Origin of the sequence: Mucilaginibacter sp. KACC 22063 (assembly GCF_028736115.1) — a bacterium.
Taxonomy (GTDB): Bacteria; Bacteroidota; Bacteroidia; order Sphingobacteriales; family Sphingobacteriaceae; genus Mucilaginibacter.
Map to the genome: position 1 here is coordinate 357,766 of NZ_CP117877.1, position 24,412 is coordinate 382,177.

18 protein-coding genes are annotated in these 24,412 nt (G+C 43.4%); 11 read left to right on the top strand and 7 right to left on the bottom strand.

Features of this window, described 5'->3' with window-relative positions:
• Positions 1–59 precede the first annotated feature (59 nt).
• Genes PQ461_RS01635 through mgtA form a run of 5 tightly spaced genes read left to right on the top strand, consistent with a single transcriptional unit; the run spans position 60 to position 7,713 of the window.
• Positions 60–2,423, top strand: coding sequence for a phosphoketolase family protein (locus PQ461_RS01635; protein WP_274207884.1), 2,364 nt, complete (start codon positions 60–62; stop codon positions 2,421–2,423).
• An 11-nt stretch (positions 2,424–2,434) separates the two neighbouring features.
• The gene (locus PQ461_RS01640; protein ID WP_274207885.1) at positions 2,435–2,599 is read left to right on the top strand and encodes a hypothetical protein; all 165 of its coding nucleotides are present in this window, start codon (positions 2,435–2,437) and stop codon (positions 2,597–2,599) included.
• A gap of 1 nt (position 2,600) precedes the next feature.
• On the top strand, positions 2,601–4,268 hold the full coding sequence (gene glgP, locus PQ461_RS01645; protein WP_274207886.1) for an alpha-glucan family phosphorylase: 1,668 nt from the start codon (positions 2,601–2,603) through the stop codon (positions 4,266–4,268).
• Between the two features lie 58 nt (positions 4,269–4,326).
• Positions 4,327–5,142 (top strand): universal stress protein, encoded by an 816-nt coding sequence (locus PQ461_RS01650; RefSeq protein WP_274207887.1) that lies wholly within the window; start codon positions 4,327–4,329, stop codon positions 5,140–5,142.
• 9 nt (positions 5,143–5,151) lie between these two features.
• Positions 5,152–7,713: a magnesium-translocating P-type ATPase gene (gene mgtA, locus PQ461_RS01655; RefSeq protein WP_274207888.1), complete on the top strand. Its 2,562-nt coding sequence runs from the start codon at positions 5,152–5,154 to the stop codon at positions 7,711–7,713.
• A gap of 888 nt (positions 7,714–8,601) precedes the next feature.
• On the opposite strand, the gene PQ461_RS01660 is transcribed toward mgtA, so the two are convergent.
• Positions 8,602–9,456 (bottom strand): nucleotidyl transferase AbiEii/AbiGii toxin family protein, encoded by an 855-nt coding sequence (locus tag PQ461_RS01660; RefSeq protein WP_274207889.1) that lies wholly within the window; start codon positions 9,454–9,456, stop codon positions 8,602–8,604.
• A complete protein-coding gene (locus PQ461_RS01665) occupies positions 9,453–10,091 on the bottom strand; it encodes a type IV toxin-antitoxin system AbiEi family antitoxin domain-containing protein (RefSeq protein WP_274207890.1) in 639 nt (212 codons plus the stop codon). The genes PQ461_RS01660 and PQ461_RS01665 overlap by 4 nt, the downstream gene beginning before the upstream one ends.
• Before the next feature lie 516 nt (positions 10,092–10,607).
• On the opposite strand from PQ461_RS01665, the gene PQ461_RS01670 reads away from it, so the two are divergent.
• The gene (locus PQ461_RS01670; protein WP_274207891.1) at positions 10,608–10,835 is read left to right on the top strand and encodes a hypothetical protein; all 228 of its coding nucleotides are present in this window, start codon (positions 10,608–10,610) and stop codon (positions 10,833–10,835) included.
• A gap of 409 nt (positions 10,836–11,244) precedes the next feature.
• Here the strand turns inward: PQ461_RS01670 and PQ461_RS01675 are convergent, their stop codons facing one another.
• The 3 genes from PQ461_RS01675 to PQ461_RS01685 form a co-directional block, all read right to left on the bottom strand.
• The gene (locus tag PQ461_RS01675; RefSeq protein ID WP_274207892.1) at positions 11,245–12,531 is read right to left on the bottom strand and encodes an FRG domain-containing protein; all 1,287 of its coding nucleotides are present in this window, start codon (positions 12,529–12,531) and stop codon (positions 11,245–11,247) included.
• Positions 12,532–12,658: 127 nt separating this feature from the next.
• A complete protein-coding gene (locus PQ461_RS01680) occupies positions 12,659–13,669 on the bottom strand; it encodes a hypothetical protein (protein ID WP_274207893.1) in 1,011 nt (336 codons plus the stop codon).
• Positions 13,650–16,304 carry a hypothetical protein gene (locus PQ461_RS01685; protein ID WP_274207894.1) on the bottom strand — a complete coding sequence of 885 codons (2,655 nt, stop codon included), beginning with the start codon at positions 16,302–16,304 and terminating at the stop codon, positions 13,650–13,652. Before PQ461_RS01685 ends, PQ461_RS01680 begins: the two co-directional genes overlap by 20 nt.
• A 104-nt stretch (positions 16,305–16,408) precedes the next feature.
• Here PQ461_RS01685 and PQ461_RS01690 point away from each other — a divergent pair, with 104 nt between their 5' ends.
• The 5 genes from PQ461_RS01690 to PQ461_RS01710 are packed head-to-tail and all read left to right on the top strand — an operon-like array spanning position 16,409 to position 22,409.
• Positions 16,409–16,597: a hypothetical protein gene (locus PQ461_RS01690; protein WP_274207895.1), complete on the top strand. Its 189-nt coding sequence runs from the start codon at positions 16,409–16,411 to the stop codon at positions 16,595–16,597.
• A 33-nt stretch (positions 16,598–16,630) separates the two neighbouring features.
• Entirely contained in the window at positions 16,631–18,073 is a 1,443-nt protein-coding gene (locus PQ461_RS01695) for an AAA family ATPase (RefSeq protein WP_274207896.1), read from the top strand.
• Entirely contained in the window at positions 18,063–18,890 is an 828-nt protein-coding gene (locus PQ461_RS01700) for a hypothetical protein (RefSeq protein ID WP_274207897.1), read from the top strand. The genes PQ461_RS01695 and PQ461_RS01700 overlap by 11 nt, the downstream gene beginning before the upstream one ends.
• On the top strand, positions 18,883–20,418 hold the full coding sequence (locus tag PQ461_RS01705; protein ID WP_274207898.1) for an ATP-binding protein: 1,536 nt from the start codon (positions 18,883–18,885) through the stop codon (positions 20,416–20,418). The genes PQ461_RS01700 and PQ461_RS01705 overlap by 8 nt, the downstream gene beginning before the upstream one ends.
• Positions 20,419–20,420: 2 nt before the next feature.
• The gene (locus tag PQ461_RS01710; protein WP_274207900.1) at positions 20,421–22,409 is read left to right on the top strand and encodes a radical SAM protein; all 1,989 of its coding nucleotides are present in this window, start codon (positions 20,421–20,423) and stop codon (positions 22,407–22,409) included.
• A 183-nt stretch (positions 22,410–22,592) separates the two neighbouring features.
• On the opposite strand, the gene PQ461_RS21180 is transcribed toward PQ461_RS01710, so the two are convergent.
• Positions 22,593–22,676, bottom strand: a complete 84-nt coding sequence (locus tag PQ461_RS21180; RefSeq protein ID WP_443192787.1) for a hypothetical protein — start codon at positions 22,674–22,676, stop codon at positions 22,593–22,595.
• A 381-nt stretch (positions 22,677–23,057) separates the two neighbouring features.
• Positions 23,058–24,254 (bottom strand): GTP-binding protein, encoded by a 1,197-nt coding sequence (locus PQ461_RS01715; protein ID WP_274207901.1) that lies wholly within the window; start codon positions 24,252–24,254, stop codon positions 23,058–23,060.
• Between the last annotated feature and the right edge of the window lie 158 nt (positions 24,255–24,412).

Below are 24,412 nucleotides of genomic sequence, written 5' to 3' on the forward strand. Positions count from 1 at the left end.
ACTGGCGATTAACTGCGGTTCCAGGCACGCTTAGCATTTAATTAATAATCATTAGCAGCATGAATACGTTAAATGAAAGAGAGGTTCAAAAGATACATGCTTATTGGCAGGCCGCTAATTACCTGTCTGCGGGCCAGATCTATCTGCAGGCCAATCCTCTTCTAAAGGAACCGCTTAAAGCAGAAGATATTAAGCCACGCCTTTTAGGCCATTGGGGAACGTCTCCGGGTTTAAATATGATCTACGTGCACCTAAACCGGCTCATCAAAAATACCGATGCCGATATTATTTACATCTGTGGCCCGGGGCATGGTGCGCCGGCTATTATCGCGCACACTTACCTGGAAGGCACTTACTCCGAGTTATATCCCGAAGTAACGCCGGATGAAAAAGGGATGAACCATTTTTTCCGACAGTTCTCCACACCGGGAGGTATCCCAAGCCATGTCGGTGCGCACACACCCGGCTCCATCCACGAAGGTGGCGAGCTCGGTTATTCACTGGCACATGCCTTTGGGGCGGTATTTGACAATCCCGGCCTGATCGCTGCCTGTGTAGTTGGTGATGGCGAGGCCGAAACCTGCCCGCTGGAGGGAAGCTGGAAATCAATCAACTTTTTAAACCCGGTGCGTGACGGAGCAGTATTGCCTATCCTTCACTTAAACGGCTACAAGATATCCGGCCCGACAGTGCTGGCCAGGTTTAGTGATGAGGAACTAACCCAGCTATTTTGCGGCTATGGCTACGATGTTTTATTCGTAACCGGAGATGATCCGATAGCTGTTCACCATCAATTAGCGGGCACGCTCGATGAAGCCTATCGCAGGATACGGTCAATTCAAGACCGTGCCCGCGTTAAAGACGCTGCGGATCACGTGCAATGGCCGATGATCATTTTACGCACGCCCAAGGGCTGGACAGGGCCAAAGGAATGGGACGGCCTGCCCATTGAAGGCACGTTCCGGTCGCACCAGGTACCCTTAACAGGGGTAAGGGAGGATGCGGACAAGCTGGCGTACATAGAAAACTGGATGAGAAGTTACCAGCCAGAACGGCTTTTCGACGAAAGTGGCAGGTTGTTGCCGGAACTGGCTGAAATAGCGCCCACTGGTCAGAAGCGTATGAGTGCGCAGCCCTTTGCTAATGCCGGTCTATTGCTGAAAGAACTGCAATTACCTCAACCGGAAAGTTACGCGCTTAAGGTATCTGCACCCGGCGTGGCGGAAGCGGAAAGTACCCGTAACCTTGGTAAATATATCCGGGATGTTTTCTCGCTAAATGCGGACACGCAGAACTTCAGGCTTTTCTGTCCGGATGAAACCAGTTCCAACCGTTTGGAAGCCGTTTTTGAAGTGACGGAACGCTGCTTCATGGAAAAAACATTACCTACCGATGTCAGCCTGAATGCTAACGGACGCGTGATGGAAGTTTTAAGCGAACACTTGTGTGAAGGCTGGCTGGAGGGCTATTTGTTGACGGGCAGGCATGGCTTATTCCCATGTTACGAGGCCTTTGTGACCATTGTAGATTCGATGATGAGCCAGCATGCCAAATGGCTGAAAACAGCAGCTGAATTACCTTGGCGCAAACCGGTGGCTTCGTTGAATTACTTATTGACCTCCCACGTCTGGCGTCAGGATAATAACGGCTACAGCCACCAGGGGCCAGGTTTCATTGATGCCGTGGTGAATAAAAAAAGTGCGGTAGCACGTATCTACCTGCCGCCGGATGCCAATACGCTGCTTTGCGTAATGGATCACTGCCTGCGCAGCCGTGATTATATTAATGTGATCGTAGCCGGCAAACAGCCGGAACTGCAATGGCTGAATATCGATGATGCGGTAAAGCATGTTGCCCAGGGCGCTTCGGCCTGGGAATGGGCAGGAAACTCGGCGGATGATGCGCCGGATATCGTACTGGCATGCGCCGGTGATGTACCGACGCTGGAAACGGTGGCGGCAGCCTGGCTGCTGAGGCACCATTTGCCCGAACTGAAAGTGCGTGTTGTCAATGTCATCGATCTCATGTCGCTGTCACCGCAGGCGTATCACCCTCATGGTATGAGCAATGAATTATTTACCAGCCTGTTCACCGATACCGCGCATGTGATCTTCGCTTTTCATGGCTATGTCCGCATTATTCACGACCTGGTACACGGGCGACCCGACCCTGCGCGTTTTCACGTACGTGGTTACATGGAAGAGGGGACAACCACCACACCTTTCGATATGGTGGTGCTTAACGAAATGAGCCGCTATCACCTGGCAATGGAAGCGGTAAAGCGTATAGGGATCGTTCAGACCCGGGCCGACAACTTCCTGACCTATTGCCAATCCATGCTGCAGCGACACCATCAATATATCTGGCAGCATTTGGACGACATGCCCGAGGTGAAGGACTGGAAATGGACACCTGCATCTTAATATATCAGATCATGAAGATCAATAAAGGCTGGCATGCGGCGAACGTCATGCCGAAAAATGCAACCCAGGACCAGCGGATCATCTGGCATGTGGCGCATCAGCAAAATTGTGGCTGCAGGCCGATACCGGAAAAATTAAAAGCTATGATTACCAGGCAGCCTAAAAAAGACGACTGATATGGACAAAACGGAATTACTCGGCTATACACCCGCAGCACCTTACCGTACAGCGGTTGCTTATTTTGCCATGGAGTATGCTATCGACCAGTCGCTTAAGACCTATGCCGGCGGCCTGGGCTTTTTGGCGGGTTCGCACCTGCGCAGTGCCTATCATCTGCAACAAGATTTCATCGCTGTCGGGCTGCTTTGGAAATATGGCTACTATGATCAGGTTCGCGATACGACCAACCACATGACGGGCGTTTTTATAGAAAAACATTATTCTTTTCTGAAGGACACCGGTATTATGTTTACCGTTACCGTTCACCAGGCGCCCGTGCATGTTAAGGCTTACCTGCTCCCGGCGGAGACTTTCAAAAGTGCGCCATTGTTTTTGCTGAGTACGGACATCCCTGAAAACGACGAGCTGTCCAGATCGATCACTTATAAACTGTACGATGCCAATGAGGAGACGCGTATTGCACAAAATATTGTTTTAGGTATCGGTGGAGCTATGTTGCTGGATATCCTGGGGCTGACCCCGGATGTCTATCACATGAATGAAGGCCATGCCGTCGCGCTGAACTTTTACTTGTACGATAAGTTCAGGAACCTCGCAGATGTAAAAAAGAGGGTTGTTTTTACAACGCATACGCCAGAGATGGCCGGAAATGAAGCACACAGTTTTGCATTGCTGGATACGATGTCTTTTTTCTACCGGTTGAACCAGGCGCAGGTGCGCGGCCTGCTTCAGATCAGCGGAGATCAATTCAACTACACACTCTCCGCCCTGAAATTCGCGCGTAAAGCCAATGGTGTATCTCAAATGCATACGCAGGTGGCTAGCCGTATGTGGGATGGTAACACCGGCATCTGCCCCATCATCGCGATCACGAATGCGCAAAACCAGGACTATTGGGCGGATGCTGCCTTAGGCGGAGCTATTCAGCGCAATGACGTCAGGGAATTCAGTAAGCGCAAAAAAGAACTCAAGCGCGAATTATTCCAGATCGTAGCGGATCAATGCGGCAAATTATTTCAGGAAGATGTGCTGACCATTGTTTGGGCGCGTCGTTTCGCAGGCTATAAACGGCCCGAATTGCTGATGTTGGACTGGGACCGTTTCGTTCAGTTGGTTTCCCAGATAAGGTACCCGGTCCAGGTGATCTGGGCGGGAAAGCCTTATCCTGGCGACGAAGGCGGCATAGCACAGTTTAACCGGCTTATCGACCGCACAGGCGCTTTTGTGAACTGTGCGGTGCTGACAGGCTATGAACTGCAGCTATCAGGCGTTTTGAAGCGCGGTGCCGACGTGTGGCTGAATACACCGCGCTTATATCATGAGGCTTCGGGAACCAGCGGCATGACCGCAGCTATGAACGGAACGATCAACCTGACCATCCCGGATGGTTGGGTTCCGGAGTTTGCCCGTGACCAGGTCAATTGTTTTTGCATCCCCACCGCCCCGCCGGAACTGACGGAAACGGAAAAGGACCAATGGGAGAATAGGGCCTTGTCCGAAGTGCTGGTGCAACGGGTGCTGCCCCTGTATTATGACCGCCCGGAAGATTGGTTTCAGATGGCCCGCACTGCTTTCGACCATATCAATCCGGCTTTTGAAAGTGATCGTTTGGCCAGGCAGTATTACCAGGAACTTTACGGTGAGCAGCCGCATGGGACAGGATGACGAGGGCATGTTTTGCCGGCACAGATTGCCAATTTGAACTTAAACAATGCAAGCAAGTATGAAAAAGATCCTCCTCATCAATGATGGTTCAACAGCCGTAGGTTTGGCTGCAAAACTGGCGCTGCAGGTGGTGAAAGCCATGCAGGCGGAGATCCTGATAGTTCAAACTTATGGCCAGGCCAAGGCACACCCCGCCAGGGTACTGGCCGGCGCCAGCGGTTTGGTCGAGGAAGGTTTGCAACCTGAAACTGACCGGCTTTCCCGGTTATTGCAGCAGCTGAATGATGGTTTCCAGCCGGTTATTTCCCTTGAGGAGTTCCCGGTAACTGATGCAAGTACCATGGCTGACATGGCCTTGCGTACCGATTGCTGGATGATTATCAGGGGTTGCGGCAAGATGCCGCCCGGCTATTCCCCACTTGATTTTCAAAGCCTGCTTAACCGGCTGCGTTGCCCGCTGTTAATGGTGCCGGAAAACTGGTCTGGTGATTGGGTTCGCCGTATCACCTATATGGCAGATCTCCGGTATTGCCGTCAGAACATTATGCGCTATCTGTCCGAATGGGCGATCGCTACGCAGGCGGGGCTTTCCCTTGCTCATTTCAGCAAAAAAGGACTGGTTCCAATAGTTGAAAGTTACGGATTACGGCTATTTGCAGACATTAGGCGCCAGTTACCTGGCAGTGCGCTAACCTTTAATAATATTCAGGAGCCCGACATCCACCGGGCGCTGGATGTGCTGATCAACGGCCTCCATAATGACCTGCTTGTTCTGATCAATCACAGGGTTCACTTTAAAGAAATCATCGGCGAGCGCCTGACCAGTCAGTTACCGGCAGGTATCAGTATACCCATACTGTTATTTCCTCTATAACGACATGTCATGCAAACGAAAGCTGATGCATCATTTCCATTTTGGAACGTGGATATCCAGGCGGCACTGAACCGGCTGGGCGCCCATGCAGGTGGTTTATCGAGCCGGGAAGCAGCCGGGCGGCTCCGGACTTTTGGGCCGAACACTATAAAATCAAAAACTTCCCGACAGTTGATCTTGCTGTTACTGTCACAATTTAAAAGCCCGGTTACTATCCTGCTAATCATAGCGGCCCTGCTGGCGGCGGGCCTGGGCGATACGGCAGATGCAATCATCATCCTTGGCATCGTTCTACTCAGCGGCTTCCTGGGTTTCTGGCAGGAAAAAGGTGCTGCTCAGGCGATCAGGAGCCTGCTCCGGATAGTGCAGTTGAATTGTATTGTAGTCCGGGATGGCCAACCGGTAAGCATCCCGGTAACGGCTGTTGTTCCTGGAGATGTTGTGCAATTATCTGCTGGCGACCTGATCCCGGGAGATAGTCTGTTGTTATTGGCATCGGCGCTTTTTGTTGATGAGGCGGCCTTTACCGGGGAAACTTTTCCTGTTGAAAAATCCTGCGGCGTGGTACCCGCTGATATCCCTTTGTCTAAAAGAACAAACGCTTTGTTCATGGGCAGCCATGTGGTAAGCGGAACTGCGCGTGCGCTGGTAATTACTACCGGTACAGCAACCGAGTTCGGCAAATTGTCTGCAAGTCTGGAAAGTGCTATACCTGAAACTGATTTTGAAAGGGGTATCCGAAAGTTCGGCTATCTGCTGATGGAAATTACATTATTATTGGTCATCATCATTTTTGCCTTAAACGTTTGGCTACATAAGCCGGTGCTGGACTCTTTTCTGTTTTCACTGGCACTGGCAGTAGGGCTTACGCCGCAATTGTTACCAGCCATTATCAGTGTTAACCTGGCAACGGGTGCCAGAAAGATGGCCAGAAAACAGGTGGTGGTTAAAAGGCTTTCAGCCATTGAGAACTTCGGCAGTATGAATGTACTATGTACGGATAAAACGGGGACGATTACTGCAGGTAATGTGGTGCTGAACGATGCACTGGACTGCGATGGTCAGCCCAGCTCACGTGTTTTACGAGACGCCTGGCTGAATGCCGCATTGCAACAAGGCTTTCACAACCCCATCGACAAAGCTATTTGCCAGGCCTATTCAGGTGACGCCACACATCCGCCGGCTACGGCAGAGATACCATACGACTTTTACCGCAAAAAGTTAAGTATACAGGTGGAGGAAGCTGGTCAATCTCGAATGATTACCAAAGGTGCTTTTAATGCCATTCTGGACAGCTGTTCCAGCTGGGAAAGTAACGGCGGAACCCTACCACTGACACAAGAGACCAAACACGGCTTGTTACAACGTTATAAGGAACTAAGCCAAAGTGGCTACCGAACGTTAGGACTGGCCTCTACGCCGATCCCGGACCATCACAAGATCACCCGGGAGGATGAGTCAGCGATGACTTTCCTGGGCTTTATCACCCTGTTCGATCCGTTGAAACCCGACAGCGCCGCCACGCTTTCCCAGTTGCAACAAACCGGCGTACATCTGAAGATCATCACCGGTGATAATGCCCTGATCGCCCGACATATTGCACAACTGCTGCAGATCCCCGATCCACGGATATTGACCGGGGCTGACATGCGCCAAATGAGCCAGGCGGCCCTGCTGCACGCCGCTCCGCGTACGGATATTTTCGCTGAAGTAGAGCCTAATCAAAAGGAACGTATCATTCTCCTGCTAAAGAAAGCCGGGTACGTGGTTGGCTTTATGGGCGACGGCATTAATGACGCCCCCGCCCTGCATGCCGCAGATGTAGGCATTTCGGTAAATACCGCGGTCGACGTAGCCAAGGAGGCGGCAGACATTGTACTTCTGGAGCGCGGCTTGCAGGTTTTACTGGATGGAATTGAAGAAGGGCGTAAAACTTTTGCTAATACGATGAAATACGTCTTCATGACCACCAGTGCCAACTTCGGGAATATGTTTAGCATGGCCGGGGCCTCGCTTTTCCTGCCGTTCCTGCCTTTGCTGCCGAAACAGGTGCTGCTGACCAACCTGCTGACGGATTTCCCGGAAATGGCTATTGCAAGCGACCGGGTAGACAGCGCCCAACTTGCTTCGCCACAACACTGGGATATGGCTTTTATCCGCCGGTTTATGCTCACCTTTGGGTTACTAAGTTCTGTATTCGATTACCTTACCTTTGGCTGTCTGCTGCTGTTCTTTAATGCCAATGAAGCAGTATTTCAAACCGGCTGGTTTACTGAGTCGGTTATTTCAGCAGTACTGATCGTGCTGGTGGTACGTACCCGCAAAACCTTCTTCCGGAGCCTGCCCGGCAATGCCCTGCTGGCTGCCAGTAGCGTGATCGTTTTAGTCGTGTGCCTGATTCCTTTTTCTCCGCTGGCCAGGTGGTTTGGCTTTACGCCTCTACCGGTGAGGCTGTATGGCTGGGTAACCCTGCTTGTGGTTGCTTATATGTTTTTTGCCGAATTGCTCAAATATTGGTTTTACCGTAAACTGCTGGCACGAGCCAGCAAAAAGAAATCGCTATTTTTTTAATCTCGCTCCGAATGATGACGTCTGTCACGACCGGAAGTACTCGTACGGAAATTTAAAGCAAACAAGAGCGATAAAAACGATCACTGCAGGCAGATCTCCAACTCATCCATGCTTTGAAGAATGGCCAGGCGTTTTTCTGCAACTCACCTTATCCCCGGTCAAAACACAAACGATTTTCTTTCAATTAAGCGAGGAGTTGCTGCAACTGTGCAGTGGCACGCTGAAGGGCGCGAAGCCTGAATTGGGATCAAGTAAATTATTCTGCTTGATCCAGTAAAACCTATGATCAGTAAAACTTAATTAATGATTTTTCAAAAATCCACTTGAGTAGCTTATTAAACGAAAAAAGCCTCAACAAATGAGGCTTTTTTCGGACCGGACTGGTCTTTTTTTGCGGAATGGACGGGTCATGAACTTTATTCACAACAATCTCATTATCAATATGTTACAAATGTATTTATCAAGTACTTTACGAATCACGCAATTACTGCTGGAATGACTCTAAATCGTTACGTAAATGTACAATTTCTTTCGGAAACTAACAATTTGCAACGAAAAAAGTCTGTTAGCAAGATATTGGCACATTTAATTTATACATCCATTAAGGCACTGTAAATCAAATAGATAATATGGTTTTTAATGACTAAATAGATGAAAGCAACTGTCCCTAAAAACCATGAACCCTGCCTTTAACGCGCTGGTTTACAGGCCTATCCTTATTGCTTTTATCGAAGACTTTACGAATGACGCAATAGGAATTTTTGGCATTTTTGGATAAATCTCCTGTTTAATCAAATTAATCATTTCATTAGCCTTCAATAAGTCATTTATGCCCTTTATTGATTCATTAATTAAACACCAAGGTAGATGTTCAGAATGCCTGAAAAATTATGATAGTACCTTCAGCTTACTCACCAGGTCATGGAAATACTGGGGAGACCAAATGTCGAGCACTTTCGGGTCTTTTATAAAACGCCTGATATCATTTATTACATAATCCATTTTTACAGCATCAATTTTTTGTTTAAGCAATTCTCTAAATTCCGCCTCTGTGATTTCGTCTTTATCCCAATCTCCGCTGTCCTTTGCCCGGATCACAAAATGACTTAAATTAAGCGGTATGCCTTTCCGGATATACCATTCCATATCATACCAATCTCTGCCTTTAACATTTTTACCCCACTTACGGAATAGCAAAGCGTGCATCTTTCCTGCGAAAAGGTTAGGAAGTGTTAAGCACTTTACATAAAATGATGCAGGTCGCAACAATAATTTTTCTTCAGTATCAAACCCCAAAGGCGGTTCACGGTCTACTTCAATCTTTATTGTGATGTTAGCTACTTGATTAAGACCGCTTTGTGGAATAATATTCTCCAGCACAAGTTCTTTCCAAATCGTTTCAGACTTTAAAAAAGCGGAATCTATATTGGTCAAATTTGTTTTTTGCTTTTCCCTTATCGCTACCTGCATTCCAAGCGAACTGAATTCACTGATAATAGCGTCTTGGTATTTACCTAATGAAAACTGAGGATCAGCAGCTAGCAGTGAAAAATCAAGGTCCTCGGAAAACCTGTCGAGGCCATAAAATATTCTTAAAGCGGTACCACCATAAAACGCTGCCTTTTCAAAAAAACCGGCACGTGATAGTCCAGCCAGCGCAATTTCCTGCATGACTTCCCTCAAAGCATCGTTGGCATCCTGCTGATTGGTTGGCTTATATTCTTCTATCCACTCCTTGATCATAAATTTTTAATCATTTTAATAAGCATATTTAAGCTATCACTTTTGGGGGCATCCGATACCCAGCTCTCCATTTTCTTGATATCAAAATTTTTCAAAGATGATTCTTCGATCCTTAAATCTTCCAACAAATATGCTGTAACCTGCGTAATACTTCTTAGCAAGATGCCTGATGTACTTACAACTTTATCACATAATGCCTTCTCAGGGGATGCAAATATGGCATGTTGATCCTTTGACAACTTAATCATACTTAATCCAAAAGCATAATAGGGTAAAGGCAGGTGTGTATAAGTAAATATTCCAGCAGGAGTATTAAATTCTTTGGATGATTTTGTTGTCATAGAAGCGGTTTCATATACCCGCTCAGGAATGAGGCCATAGTAAGATAAGGCGGTTTCCAGCGAAACGTAACTTGGGCCATATATATGATTAGCCAGTAATCCGCTTTCCGGCTTTCGCCCCTTAATATTAGGCCCGGCGATATACAATCCCTTTTTTATGGATTCGAGAACTCCTTCAGCTCGAAGTGACTTGATTTTATCATTTGGACGCTTGTAATCCTTTAAGAAGGACATCATTAACTGATGCGTCAGTGGCTGCGAAGAATATTCTCTGATATTTTGGTTAACATCCATATCATCATGTAAGAAAATAATCAGATAAACTAATATATTCGTTTATCTGATTGCAAAATTACAATATATTTTGCAGTATGCAAAATAATCAATAGATAGTCGAAAAATATTCGATTATCTATTAAAAATTATACATTTCAAATTTTGGAGTTGTAAATTAATATATTGTGGCTAACTAATATTTGTCTTTTGTTACTACATGAACAGATAATTAATTCATGGGAAAAATGAACACAAACAGCACACATGTTCATTTTTTCTCATTAATTGGACATGTAATTATAATTTGAGGAGCAAATCTGAAACAAAAAGATCAAAAGAAATATAAAGGGAACTATTATAATGGTTTTAAACGTTTTGGTTCATTAACACAATTAACATAGTAAACTAGGCATTTCGATAGCGTTACTTTTCAAAGTTGCCTCTGAAAATAAGAATATTTAAACCTAAATAGAATCACTATAATGTTTTATATAATAAACAGCTTAACTAATTTTGTTTATTATATAAAACATTATGAAACAACAATCAGCACTTCTACCTAAAGCGCAAAAGGTACTTAATGATCTTGGTGAGAACATTAAGCTTGCCCGTTTACGGAGAAAGCTGAGCACTGCCCAAATTTTAGAACGGGCCGGCATTAGCCGGGCTACTTATGGCAAATCGAAAAGGGCACGCCAACTGTGGCCATGGGAGCTTATTTCCAAGTGTTATTTGTTATGGGACTGGAAAAAGATTTCCTGAAAGTGGCTTTAGATGACGAGTTAGGCAGAAAGCTGCAGGATGCTGGTTTACTAACTAAAAAACGAGCCCCTAAAAAATAATCTTATAGCAAAAAGAATTTTGGTTTATGCGGACTGGCATGGATTGCCGGAAACTATTTAGGTTGGGACACTAAATGCCGAAACAAAACGCGGAAAGGAATATTTTCTTTCGAATATATGCCGAAATAAACCTTGTTGTCGCTGGCGGATTTAATGGTAAAGTTATGCTGATAATCAATGACGATGTGGCCGGATATAGAAAAATTAATGCGGCCACATCTATAAGATAATGTTCAGTTATCCTTTGTTAACCAAAGAATGTAGCCCATTCATTCCTGAATGTTGCAATTCGAGCGACCGACTAATAAATGCGCTGCAATTGGGCTTAATTATATCAATATGTACCAATCTTTGATCATCATTGGGTGCTGTAGCAATGCAAGCTTCCCCGTCCTGACCAATTCGTGCATCGTGAGTAAAGTTTTAACGACCGCCGCGTGTTCTTCTGGTTTGCCGCAGGTACATTCATTGTCGATCTTTACCGGAGATAATACACCTTGAATGAAACGGTAGCCATGACCATCCACATACCTGAACCTTTCTTCGTCTGCTAAAAGTTGATGATCAACGATGAGGTCATCATTCCTGTTTAACCAGATCCCTAAATAAGGAGGACTATGAAGGATAACTTTATCGTGCCCCGTCTCAGCGCGGACAAATAAAATATTGTCTGATTGTATCTCCGGCCAAACCAGCTCTACTTTATTGGCATGCTTATTCATTAGCGTTAGCGCGGATGGCGCAATAGATATTTTGACAGCGTCTTCCAATTTGCCTAACAAGCCGCGGTGCAGGGTACTTAAATCCAGCGCCATTCTTGTCCAGAGCCGGAACGGCATTGGTTCATAGACCACCGTATCTTTCCACTTGGGATTATAATCGAACAAGTCTTTTTTTCCAGTTTGGTAGAAAGGAATATTTAGCGCTCGTTTCCCAAAGACCATGTATTTATCAATTTCCTCCGCATTGGCACCAGGCTCTTCATCCAAAACGGAAAGCGGCGGTTTAGCCTTGCCGTCAAGGTCGCGAAATAACGCTGCCGGTATTTGAACATACGGGACATCCAACAGATGCATATAGCCCTGATCTTCCTTGGGTGAGGGGAATAAATGAGATTGGCTTTTACTGGTGATAAATTTACTTCTATCAATTTCCATGATATATTGTAGAAAAATATTGGGATCAGGTTGTATCGGCTGGTGGTCGAGCATCAGCCAGGCATCCTGTCTTTTTGCCCGGATAAAATAGTCTTCACCGGAAATGTCAAATAAGATATTACCATCGATCAGCTCCTGAAAATTGGGTATAACCAGAATCAAAACATAACCTGTGCCGTCAGTTATCGGTTGATACGTCACTTCGTCTTGTATGCGCATTGTATCACCAATCCAAAAAGATGGATTTTGTTGATATTGCTGGGTTGCGAACCAGCCGGCTATCGTGGCGTCATTGGTCAAGTCCAAAAAATGCGTGGCCATGCCATAATGTTGCAAAACTGCTTGGGTGAATTCATTGGTCCGGTTACGCTTGGTCAGTAATCGTTCGATAAGCGTACGCCAACCGTTTTCAACTTCTGGTACGATCTTTATACCAGGTCGCGCCTTGCCTGAACGCATAGCAGGATATAATTCGCTCTGTCCACGGAACAAGAGTTTGCTGGTTGGCGGCAGCCTTTTTCAAGGTCAGTGACGAGCTTCACCAAAGCTGCTTCGCTATCGACCCGTCCTAAGTTTTCCATTCGCTTTACTTGATTTTCTTGATTAAACGGATGTTCATTGCGATGTCCTGTGTGAATTTCGCCATAGGACGTTTATGAATATCTTTCGGCTCATCATAATTGCCAATGATCAGCCTCTTGATTAATGCCGGGTCGGGGAAGAGCTTAGCGAAATCCCGTGTAAGGTTATCGCGGTAGGCTTTATTATAAACTTTCTTCTTATGTAATAATTCCTCTACTACATCCTTCTGTGTTTTATAAATTTCCAGAATATCGAACATATTATCAAAAATGACCCGCTCTGCTTCGCTGCCTTGCAAATGATGAAACTCGATTTGAATATCCTCTTTGTTGCCGGTCCGCCAATAATCGATAATGCTGGCTGGTGTTACTTTAAACCGGTAAGAATCCAATAAGTCATTATCGGTATAAAGTTCAAACGAACAAGCTTTATCATTTTTTGATTTATTGCAATTTGCACAAACTGGATACAGATTATAAAAAGTCGTACTCAAAAAAGGATAATCAGATTTCGCGTGAAAGTGATCTAGTTCAAGTTTCGCGCTCCGCTTCTTAATATCCCCCTTATTGTATATACCATATTTTCGGCTGTACAGCTCTTTTGTGACGATCAAGGTTAGTTGACTATGGCAATAAATACAGGTTTTAATCTCCAGTTGTTGAAAAATGGCCGGAAATTCCTTTTTACGCATGTCTGAATACCCCATGGCTTTGACCACGGCATCCGCGAAGGCTCCTTTAACATCCTTTGCAGGTATGATCGCTTCAAAGACCGCTTTCCAAGCTGGTATGTCCTTCCAGTTTGCTTTTAATATCGGCAGGTAGTTCTGCTCTATAGCCGAGATATAATTTCTCCTTTGGGCGGTCGTTATGCGCGGGTAGCGTTTAGTCGCTAACCGTAATCGGGCAAGTCTGTCCAATGGAAGGTCAAAATCAGGATCTCGGCCAACAAATAAATGATCGTAAAAATCTGTGACGGTTTGCTGAAGAACCGCACTATCTTTTATTTTTCGCATCTTTCAGGTTGCTAAGTTTTTGCTCCAATGCTTCGATTTGCAAGTCGAGATCATTTGGATATTTCATTTGGTATAAGATATCTAACCGGTCTTTGATCAACGGTTCGCCGATGGCGTTGATCAGGTCTCTAGCTTTTCCTTCGTTCCATTCCGGCGTATCAGCCGCTGAACTGGTCAAAAATTCCGTCAATGCTTTAACTTGTTTTTTGATATACTCGCCCATAAAACCTTGTTCGAGGAAAAAGCTGTGGGCCAGCAGGTCATGGATATTGGCACCTAATGTTTCCGAAAACTCTAATTTCCGTTCAGCTGGGTTGAGGAACAAAATATTACTTCTGGGTATATCGGAAAGAATGAACGGGGAATGCGTAATAAACATAAAATTCAGTGCAGCAATATTCAGATCAATATAGCTCAGATAATTCAAGAGGTAGTCAATGAAGGCGCGCTGCATCTCCGGATGAAAGTAAAGCTCCACCTCATCAAAGATCACATTCACAAAACGATAACGAACTAATTGATGAAGATCGGTGACAGAGTTCAAATTGATGAGGTGATAAACGACCGAACTGACGGTATAAATTCGCTGCTTTTCACCCGAACTCAGGTCATGGAAAAACTCCCCATCGTTTAAAACAATATCGGTATCAATGAATGAAGGGGGGAGCAGTTCCAGAGTACGATGTTTTTCATTAGGATGGTCGATTTTGATGCGCTCGATGGCTATACTCAGATCTTCCAAGCTGATGGTCGGTTTTTCACCTGAAAAATCTATTAATGGCATGATCAGATCATTGTATTTAATAAAATTAACAGCCTGTTTGAACTTAAAAGTGATATGGCTTGGGTCCTTTTTTATCAAGGCTATCAGGCCCGGTATGTCAATAAGCTCCCGTTTATCCATATCAAAATAGGCTTGATAAGGTTTGTATCTACTGGCAATATTAACCACCTTACGCAATAGATAAGAGTGTATAAAGTTTAACCAATTTCTGGCTTTGCCAGGTATATGAATAGCTTGGTCAACGGAGATCCCAAATGCTTCGTTTATTTCGGGGATAACCGCTTCCCAACCCTTTTCGGCAGCATACAAATTGATCTCCCCGTCATCATCCTTGTAAAAGGTACCGAATTTCCTAGCGTTAATCGTAAATGTAAGTGCTTCTGCGCCCTGTCTTTCTGTAATCTGGCGCATGTTAGCCCGCGGTTCGTCACCTTCCTCCACTTGTGGCACTGGTTCCAGCAGGTTGGCCAGTAGCCTATTTTTCAGTAAGATATGTTCTTTATTGATATCAATATTACCTTTCTTCCGATAGGGATTGATCACGATAGGTGTTTGATAACCATCGTTTTTATGGAATAATTGGTCGATCCATTTCCCGATATGTATGGAATTAAGCGAATAATGGGCGTAATTTACCGCAACAGAATAGAAAAAATGTCCGAAATCAAAATTTTTGAAATTGATTTCCCGGGGGTACTGGTAGACTTGGTCTTCAAAAGTGTATTCAAAAAGCTGGATCATCTCATCGTTGAAGCTCAGACGGTATAAAAAATCAGTTTTAAAATAAAGATCAAGATAAAGACCAGCTACCGGCGTCAATACTTCCTCAAATTTGGGGTGCGCGCAGGCCAGGTTGTTTACCGCAGCATAAAGTAATTCGGTAAACGTGCTTTTTCCTGAACCATTTGGGCCTACTACAGCGGAGATATTAATATCAAATTTTTCGTTACTATAAAGGTTGATATCAAGACTGGAATGGTAAGCAATGTATTGCGCGCTTAAAAACTCATAGCACTCATAACAAAGATACCAACCCGGCAACAATACTTTCCGAAGTTTGGGGTCAATCTCATTTTGCACATATAACCCTAATAATTTGAAATCGGCTATAAAAGTACGGGATTTCGGTTCACTGGTTGTTGCCAGCGATTCAACAGTAGATTTTGTTACCGGCACATATTTAATTTTATCCCGTCGTTGCTGATAGGCTATGGCTACAATATTTTGAATGTTGGATTGGGGGATTGAATCCAATAAATTATTGTACTGAAATAAAGTGTCCGGTTGGGCGCTGATGATATTTGTAGCAAATAGATAGCCGAGCGTATGTTTATCCAGCGGGATAAATGCGTCCGGGTCGATCCAAAACAAAAATATGGTAAAAGCACTGATCTCGATGCCGTACCAGGTACGGGCCTGGTCAAAATATTTTTGCTGAAGGCCTTGCCGTCCTTCCTTTACTATCGTTTGAAATACTGTCCATATTTCCTTTTGCTCAGCAACCACCCGCGCAGAACTCATCCTGATCGTGAAGGGCGCCGGACAGCCATCAAAATCGATATCGTCATAGACCTTTTGCGAACCGAGCAGGCGTAATATATGGTTAATATTAGCTGTCCGGGACTTCATTTTTTGGGAATTGGCGCTGAAGCTGCAATAAAGTTGGATCGGGTCAACCCGGTCAGTTTCAAATTTAGCGGATAACTTGGTTAACCAGTTATTCGCGCGGATAAAATCAGGATCTTTGGACAGGAGGCCGAACAAGGCCGTATCTGCATTCTTTTTATTTTTCTGCCAAAACTTATACAGTTGGAGCGCGACGTCCCGGTAAACAATAGGCCACTTGGTCATAAAGGTGAAAGGTTATTTAGTAATCAAATATATTTATTTATATTTCCCTAATACAGATTTAATAATTACTTAGATTTGTTTATAAACCTATCAGAATTACGATTATGCCTTACCCGGAGAGAAAACCAATTTATGATACCTATAAAGTAATCATAGATAAAATCATCGCTGAAAAAAAGTACAAGTCTTACGCTGATGCTGAAATCGACGATTTGGACCGATCTTTACTGGCAGCGTTCCGCGAAATACGGCTCGCTCATTCGTTACAAAAAGAATGGCTTCCCGAGGAGTAATCAACAAAATCGGATTACTTTGTACATTTACACATGAAAATTTCTATTGAAAATTTTAAAGCGATCAGGAGCCTTGCTGATTATGAGCTTAAACCGCTGACAGTATTGTCGGGCGTGAACAGTTCGGGTAAGTCCTCGCTTATACAATTATTGCTATTACTGAAGCAAACGCTGCAACTGGATTCGACTAAGAACCCGTTGCTTCTAAACGGGGACTTTTATCAGGTTGGCTCTTTTAAAGATATCTTAACTAACAAAGATCTTAGCAAGTCTTTAAAAGTGGGCTTTGAATTTTCCAAAGAGGAAGACATTGCACTAAATACCGGCAAACGGATCACCCTATTCGATGCCTATGAAACTTTTACGATCAAAGTAGAAGTAACTTTTGAGCAGCACGATGAACAGATTGGCATCAGTGACTTCTTTATTTTATATCAACTCCCAACAGGTGACAAACGCGAACAATATGTGCGGTTTCAAACCATAGTTGGAGAAAATACTAAATACAAAATTGAGGCCAGTAACCTTCTATTTGGCGATGAATTATGGGGTACGGATGCTAATGTGACCGATCTACAGTTTTCGTCTATTTTTCCTAATTATTACGAAATTACCGAGCTGGAAGTCGCAGAAGGCACAAAACGCTCTGAAGAAAATATCCACCAGCAAAACACGACCAAATATTTCCCGAAGATCGCAGGTATCAAATCTCTGCTTGACCGGAAGTTTGCCAGTGTTTCTTATATCGGCCCGCTTCGAGAACAACCCAAAGATCTATATCCGATGAGCAGCCGTAAAAGGCATGTAGGTAATCTGGGCGAATTTACTGCGCAGGTTCTCGAAAATTTCGCCGGGGAAACTATTAACTTTTTAAATCCGGCACTTGCGCCCAGTGGAATCAGTTACGAAGCAATCGAAGTACCATTATTAACAGGTGTAAAGATATGGATGTGCGACATTTTCAAAATTGGGAAAGACATCTTTTCCAAAAAACAGGGGGAATCGTACAGCATCGTGCTCACAAATGACGCAGGTATAGAGACAACGATTAAGCATGTCGGTTTCGGGATTAGCCAAGTATTGCCAATAATTGTTGAAGGCTTGTTAATGGAGATAGACGGTACTTTAATACTAGAACAGCCGGAAATACATTTACACCCGAAAGTACAAAGCCTCCTTTTCGATTTTCTATATAGTCTGGTTCTGCAGGGAAAAAATGTAATCATTGAAACACACAGTGACCATTTTATCACTAGGATGCGGCGGCGTATTGCCGAAAGTCAAAACGAAGATTTGCTGAATGCTCTAAATCTTACTTTTATAGAGGCTCAAGATGGCGAAGTTTATTTCGAGATTATCGAACTCGATGATATGGGCACTATTGATTATTTCCCGGAAGATTTTATTGAACAATCCAATTTAGAACTAAAAGCCATCGTTCAGGCCCAAATGAACAAACGCATGCGTGGCAACTAATCCGAATTATGCCATTGTGTTAGATGTCTCTGCTGTTGTATGGGATCCGGCACATTTTGAACAAAATAAGACGAGTTATTTCACATTGAAAAGCGAACTTATTCAATTGATTGAAAAAATTGAAGACGAACGACCAAGGCTTTTACTTAGAACGGAATTGTTGTCGGAAATGATGGCTGGTTTCCCATTTGAGCAAATGCCTAGTTCCTTTTCTGTATTCAAAAATATTGTTTACAGTTTCTTAGGCAAAGTGGCTTCCGAGATCGTTCAGTACAAACCCACCAGCGAGACAGAGGTCACCAGTGACCCGGAATTATTAAAAAGTCACTACAAGCCTAATTTAACTCAGGAGGTAAAGTATTTAATTAATGAAATACATACCAACAATAATAGAAATAATGTTTACTTTACTTTTAAGTATCTTTGGCCTGAACATGCCGTGCTACATACCAAGGAGTTAACTGGACCGGCAAAAAAACATGATACGATCATTGCCGGCGACAGCGAACAGGTCACACAGTTCTTTAACCAGTTCAAAAAAGTTTTCAGTCATAGCCCAAAGCATCACGATGGTAAAAAGCAAGGTGATTATGAATCTCCTTTAAGCTGCCGCGACCAAAATGATGTAGTGCCGCAACAGTATTTGGACAGTGCTATAAGGGCAGGAAAAAGGTTTTACGCCTATGACGAAGACAATGATGTATTCATCGTTTTCCATCATACGGAAGGAAATATTTATCATGGGCATGACGAAATTAATGTAAACAAAGTGCCGGCCAAAGTCCGGATGGAATTAAAAAAAGCAAAGAATGGCTGATGATTTAAAGCCACATATAGGAAAAAGAGTCATAGAAACGTTGACATCAGGTATGTACGATGATTCGCGTTTCGTGTTTCGCGAATATGTGCAGAATGCAGCGGATCAGATTGATGTTGCCGTAGAAACCGGTGTATTGGCAAAAAAGGCAGATGGTAAGATATCTATTACCATAGATGTGCCCGGACAAAAGATCAACGTTTATGATAATGCTACCGGCATCAGCGGAAAAGATGTTACGAAATTTTTGGGAGATGTCGCCAATTCGCAAAAAGACCGCGAAAAACGAAAAGGATTTCGTGGTATCGGCCGATTGGGCGGCTTGGGTTATTGTGATAAACTTATCTTTGAAACTTCATTTAAAAATGAGGATTTCAAAAGCATCATGTCGCTGGACGCTAAAATGCTGCGCAGCATCATTGAAGATAATAGCAATGATCTGGATGCTTCTTCTGTTATCAGCGTCATTACTTCCATTAAGCGCGAATCCGAGCGTAAGGAAAGTCATTTTTTCAAGATTACGTTAGAACGTGTTTCAACGGAAAAAATATTAGATATCGGAAGTGTCACTGACTATTTATCTATGGTCGCCCCATTGCCTTTTAATAAGGAATTTACCAGCGCCGAAGAGATCAATGCCTTTTTTAAAAAGAATAATTTCATTCTCGATGAATATCATGTCGAGATTAATGGTAAACAGATTTTTAAACCCTACAAAAATACATTCCAGGAAGAAAAGGTAACTTCAGAACTTATTGGGATTGAGTTTTTCCAGGTCCGCGATGATGATTCTGAATTACTGGCTTTGGGCTGGTGTGGTTTTAGGAACTTGAGCAATAATGTCCTACCGACAACTGTCAAAGAAAGAGGGCTGCGTTTACGTAAAAGTAACATAGCCCTAGGTGATGAAACGACCCTGAATCGTTTTTTTAAAATCGAGCGGACCAATTTGAGGTTTATTGGTGAATTACATATAATCAGCAATGGCTTTATTCCCAATGCAAGGCGCGACTATTTTAATGAAAACACCACTCTGCAAACTTTTGAAAAAAAACTTACGGAAATATTTTTGTCTGAAAATTGGGAGAATCGCTTAGCACAAACAGCTTCACAGTTACATAACCGCGTACAAGACATTAAGCGTTATCAAGCTGCTTCTCAACAGTATGAAGCAATGAAAGAAAAAGGTGCTTTTGAAGATGCGGCAGAAGAAAAAGTTTATGTTGATAGTATGCGTCAATCGCAACAGAAAGCGCAAAAAGCCATCAAGGCCATCAATAAAATCCAACAGAATACAGAAAAGGATAAAACTGTTGCAAAACTGTATGACAGCATCGTCGGCCAGGAGAACTTAGCTATACCTGACGGAGATGACATTGTTCTTAATACCTATGATCCACCGATTTTTAGAAAATTGAAAAAGAACGAACAAGATGTCGTGCGTGATATTTTTACCATAATAGAGGAAAACTTAAAACCCGAAGATGCCAAAAAATTAAAAAGGTTAATTCTTGAAAAGTACAATTAATTATGGCTAATATATTATTAATAGAGCCCAAGTACAAAAATAAATACCCGCCGATAGGTTTGATGAAAATCGCGACGTATCACCGGATGTTAGGTGATTCGGTCGAATTTTTTAAAGGCGATCTTTCGGACTTGGTCTTGGATAAATTAACCGACCAATGCTTGGACCAACTCAGCCAGATTTACGCGGATAGTGGTAAAAAAATATTGCACGCCGATACAAGAAATTACATTAAAACTAAAAGGATAGAGTTTATTGCCAGGATGCCTTTGGGTGATACTGAAGGCCAGTCTGTACAAATCATCAACTTGCTGGATAATTACGCGTCCATTTACCGGCAAAAAAAACATCACTTATTTCCTAAATGGGATCGGATCTATGTGACTACACTTTTTACTTTTTACTGGAAGGTAACTGTTGAAGCTATTCATTATGCAAAAAACTTGATTATTGACCAAAGGCAATTATTTGTGGGTGGGGTATTGGCTTCCTTACTGGAAAAAGAATTAGAAGCCGAAACCGGTATTAAGTCTCACCCCGGTTTGTTGGATAAACCCGGCATGTTAGATCCAGAAAACCCTTTGGCCAAGGACTTGGTCATAGATAATCTCCCGCTGGACTATTCCATTTTAGATGAAATCGAGTATGAGTACCCTACAGGCAGCGCTTATTTCACTTTTATGACTAAGGGTTGTACACGTAAATGTGCCTTTTGCTCAGTACCAATCCTGGAACCTACTTATAAGCCGAAAATAGAAACAAAGGACAAGTTTTTTGATATCAAGCGTATGTATGGCGAGCAACAGAATTTGTTATTGATGGATAATAATGTTCTGGCTTCACCAAATTTCCCAGAAATTATCCAGGAAATAAAAGATATGGGCTTTTACAAAGGCGCTACGTTTGTGGAACCCAATCAATACGAGATTGCTATAGCTAATCTTTCTGGAGGCATTAATGACCGCGCATATATCAGACGGACCCATAAGCTGTTGCAGCAAATTAAACCTAGAATAAAAGGCGCCAATAGGGAAAAATTTACTACTGTCCTGGAAGACTTCAAACTGGGAGATCTGGAAAGTACCACCAAGCAAGCGTTATTGGATTCTTATGAAGCAATTTCCGGAATTTACGAAAAGTACCGGCCTAAGTCTAAAAAGCTCCGTTATGTGGACTTTAATCAGGGAACTGATGCGCGATATGTGACCGACGCGCTAATGAGGCTGATGAGTGAGATTCCTATTAAGCCTTTGCGTATTGCTTTCGACTATTGGGGTATGAAAGATAAGTATGAAAAAGCAGTAAGATTGGCCGGTAAATACAAAATTGGTGAACTATCCAACTACATCTTATACAATTTCAAAGACACTCCTGTAGAACTTTATAAAAGGCTCGAAATAAACGTTTCCCTGAGTGAAGAATTGCAAATGCCAATTTATTCATTTCCTATGAAGTATATTCCACTATTTGGTGAGGAAGCGAAAACCAGAGATTTTATAGGCAGTAAATGGAATAAAAAATTCATACGAGCCATACAATCGATTTTAAATGTAACTAAAGGCATTGTGGCCCCAGGGCGTAGTTTTTTTGAAAGGGCATTTGGGAAAGACTTGGTGGCGTTTGAGGAGTTGCTACATATGCCTGAAGCGTATATTATTTATCGTAAAGTATTTGAAGAGATTGGATTGACTCAGGAATGGCGGGAATTATATAACAATATCAACGCAACGGAACGAGACCTGGTCAAGGTGATCATTCAAGCCAATGATTTCACCAACATTCCGCAAGTGCTGAGCGAAGAAAGCCGTTTATTGCTTAGTCATTATTCTATCAAACGTGAAGATGCTGAACTATATACCAAAAAAGATGTCAGCTACAAAGAGTTAAAAATACAATTTGACAAGCTCATCAAAAAAGACATTTTCAAAAATCTAACACTTACCTATGATTTTGAAGACGAGGAAATTAGCCAGAAAAAAATAGCTGTATAATATACTTTCAATATTGAAACGGTTTGCTACTAACCATTTGGCGGCGTCCTGTTAGAATTGCACCAAATTGGTTCGTCTTTCAATAATAGATAACTATTTATTATCAAATAAATTCATGATGTAACTTGCTTTGAAGATTATGATAAAATAACGGTCTTGCCGATCCATAATTGAGCAGATCAATTATGAAGTTTTTTTGTTCCGACGGTACTGCAATAATTCCCGGGGTCTGTCGGTTTGTATAATTGTGGCTCCATGAGCAATAATCCATCCCCAACTATCTTACGCCGAAATGGTGTGGTCTCATTCATCATAATCTCCACCCAACTATCCCTGATAGTTCCAAGATCAACCGCCTTGTCGTTAACCGGACCTGCATTTAAACTATCCCAAAATGAATTGATATAGATAGGGGCACCATTATTATTCAAAAACCTGTTCGTTCTCAGAATTTAAGAAATATCTGTGTGGAACTTCCATATCCTGCCAATTTATTGTAATTTAAAAAACACAATCAAAAACTTTATACTTGCGTGTATTCCTTTTTCTCTTATCTATAGAGTACTCTTATTACCTTGTGTAGTCAACACACCACAGAAATAACCACTTAGACCAATGAATGTCGCATTGCGCTGTGGCTGCCGGACATTAACAAGCAATCTGGAACGGGTCTTCAAATTTCTTTCCCTCCAGGTAATCGGTTACTTCTACTTCGCTGATCAGGCAAGACGCTAACTCTTCCATCAATTTTGCCTTTTCCATATCCTGTCCGATGAATACTAATTCGTTCATCCGGTCGTCCCAATCTTTAACCCACTTTCCCTCAATGTAATCTTTGTTTTCCAGGTAATCGCTGTAGCGGATGCGCTCGGCATAACTCATGCTGGCCCACCATACCCCGGCCGTTTCTAACCGGCTTGAGCCACCTGCCTGGGAAAAATTTATGGCATAATCGGGTCTTGATGCAATCCAGAACATGCCTTTTGAACGGATAATGTTTGTAGGGAAATCCTGATGTAACCATTGCCAGAAACGCACAGGATGAAAAGGTTTCCTGCTCCTGAACACCATGGAGCTTATGCCGTATTCCTCCGTTTCCGGTGTATGCTCATTTTGCAGTTCTTTGATCCATCCGGCTGCCTGTGATGCTTTATCAAAGTCAAACAACCCCGTGTCGAGAATTTCTTGCGGTGCCACTTTGCCGAAACAGGAATGAATTACCTTCGCTTCCGGGTTTAAGCGTTTGATCAATGCTTCCAGTAACTGGAGATCCCCCGGACCAATGAGATCTGTCTTGTTCAAAATGATCACGTTAGCGAATTCGATCTGTTCTGTCAGCAGGTTCACAATGGTCCGCTGATCGGCGTCATCACCCACCAGCGCCCGGTCAATCAGCCGCTCCGCACTGCCGAAATCTTTGTAAAAGTTAAAGCAATCCACCACGGTGACCATCGTATCCAGCCTGGAAAACCGGCTGAGATCAATACCCGCGTTGTTGTCAATAAAGGTGAATGTCTGTGCTACAGGGATCGGTTCTGAAATGCCGGTGCTTTCGATCAGCAGGTAATCGAACCTGTTTTCTTTCGCTAATTTTTCCACTTCGATCATCAGGTCCTCCCGGAGTGTACAGCAAATGCAGCCGTTGTTCATTTCCACCAGCTTTTCTTCCGTGCGAGACAATGTTTTTTCAGCGGAAACTAACCGGGCATCGATATTAACCTCGCTCATATCATTCACGATAACCGCTACCTTGAGATTTGCCTTATTATGTAGAATGTGATTTAGCAAGGTTGTTTTCCCGGCTCCTAAGAAGCCGCTAAGTACAGTCACGGGCAATTTATTCATCACTTGATTCGCATTAAACTGTGGCAAAACTAACAAATAAAATAAAAAATGCAACATTGTTGCTTATTTAGAATCTGTTGTCTATAATTGCAACAACATTGCAAAGTTGAGGGTATGCCGAAAACCTCATCCAGAGTAGGCGGAAACAATTTAATTTG

What these genes read in the sequence shown, in the direction of transcription:
- PQ461_RS01635 (WP_274207884.1), top strand. Translation starts at nt 60, where the DNA reads ATGAATACGTTAAATGAAAGAGAGGTTCAAAAGATACATGCTTATTGG.
- PQ461_RS01640 (WP_274207885.1), top strand. Translation starts at nt 2,435, where the DNA reads ATGAAGATCAATAAAGGCTGGCATGCGGCGAACGTCATGCCGAAAAAT.
- glgP (WP_274207886.1), top strand. Translation starts at nt 2,601, where the DNA reads ATGGACAAAACGGAATTACTCGGCTATACACCCGCAGCACCTTACCGT.
- PQ461_RS01650 (WP_274207887.1), top strand. Translation starts at nt 4,327, where the DNA reads ATGAAAAAGATCCTCCTCATCAATGATGGTTCAACAGCCGTAGGTTTG.
- mgtA (WP_274207888.1), top strand. Translation starts at nt 5,152, where the DNA reads ATGCAAACGAAAGCTGATGCATCATTTCCATTTTGGAACGTGGATATC.
- PQ461_RS01660 (WP_274207889.1), bottom strand. Translation starts at nt 9,456, where the DNA reads ATGATCAAGGAGTGGATAGAAGAATATAAGCCAACCAATCAGCAGGAT.
- PQ461_RS01665 (WP_274207890.1), bottom strand. Translation starts at nt 10,091, where the DNA reads ATGGATGTTAACCAAAATATCAGAGAATATTCTTCGCAGCCACTGACG.
- PQ461_RS01670 (WP_274207891.1), top strand. Translation starts at nt 10,608, where the DNA reads ATGAAACAACAATCAGCACTTCTACCTAAAGCGCAAAAGGTACTTAAT.
- PQ461_RS01675 (WP_274207892.1), bottom strand. Translation starts at nt 12,531, where the DNA reads ATGCGTTCAGGCAAGGCGCGACCTGGTATAAAGATCGTACCAGAAGTT.
- PQ461_RS01680 (WP_274207893.1), bottom strand. Translation starts at nt 13,669, where the DNA reads ATGCGAAAAATAAAAGATAGTGCGGTTCTTCAGCAAACCGTCACAGAT.
- PQ461_RS01685 (WP_274207894.1), bottom strand. Translation starts at nt 16,304, where the DNA reads ATGACCAAGTGGCCTATTGTTTACCGGGACGTCGCGCTCCAACTGTAT.
- PQ461_RS01690 (WP_274207895.1), top strand. Translation starts at nt 16,409, where the DNA reads ATGCCTTACCCGGAGAGAAAACCAATTTATGATACCTATAAAGTAATC.
- PQ461_RS01695 (WP_274207896.1), top strand. Translation starts at nt 16,631, where the DNA reads ATGAAAATTTCTATTGAAAATTTTAAAGCGATCAGGAGCCTTGCTGAT.
- PQ461_RS01705 (WP_274207898.1), top strand. Translation starts at nt 18,883, where the DNA reads ATGGCTGATGATTTAAAGCCACATATAGGAAAAAGAGTCATAGAAACG.
- PQ461_RS01710 (WP_274207900.1), top strand. Translation starts at nt 20,421, where the DNA reads ATGGCTAATATATTATTAATAGAGCCCAAGTACAAAAATAAATACCCG.
- PQ461_RS01715 (WP_274207901.1), bottom strand. Translation starts at nt 24,254, where the DNA reads ATGAATAAATTGCCCGTGACTGTACTTAGCGGCTTCTTAGGAGCCGGG.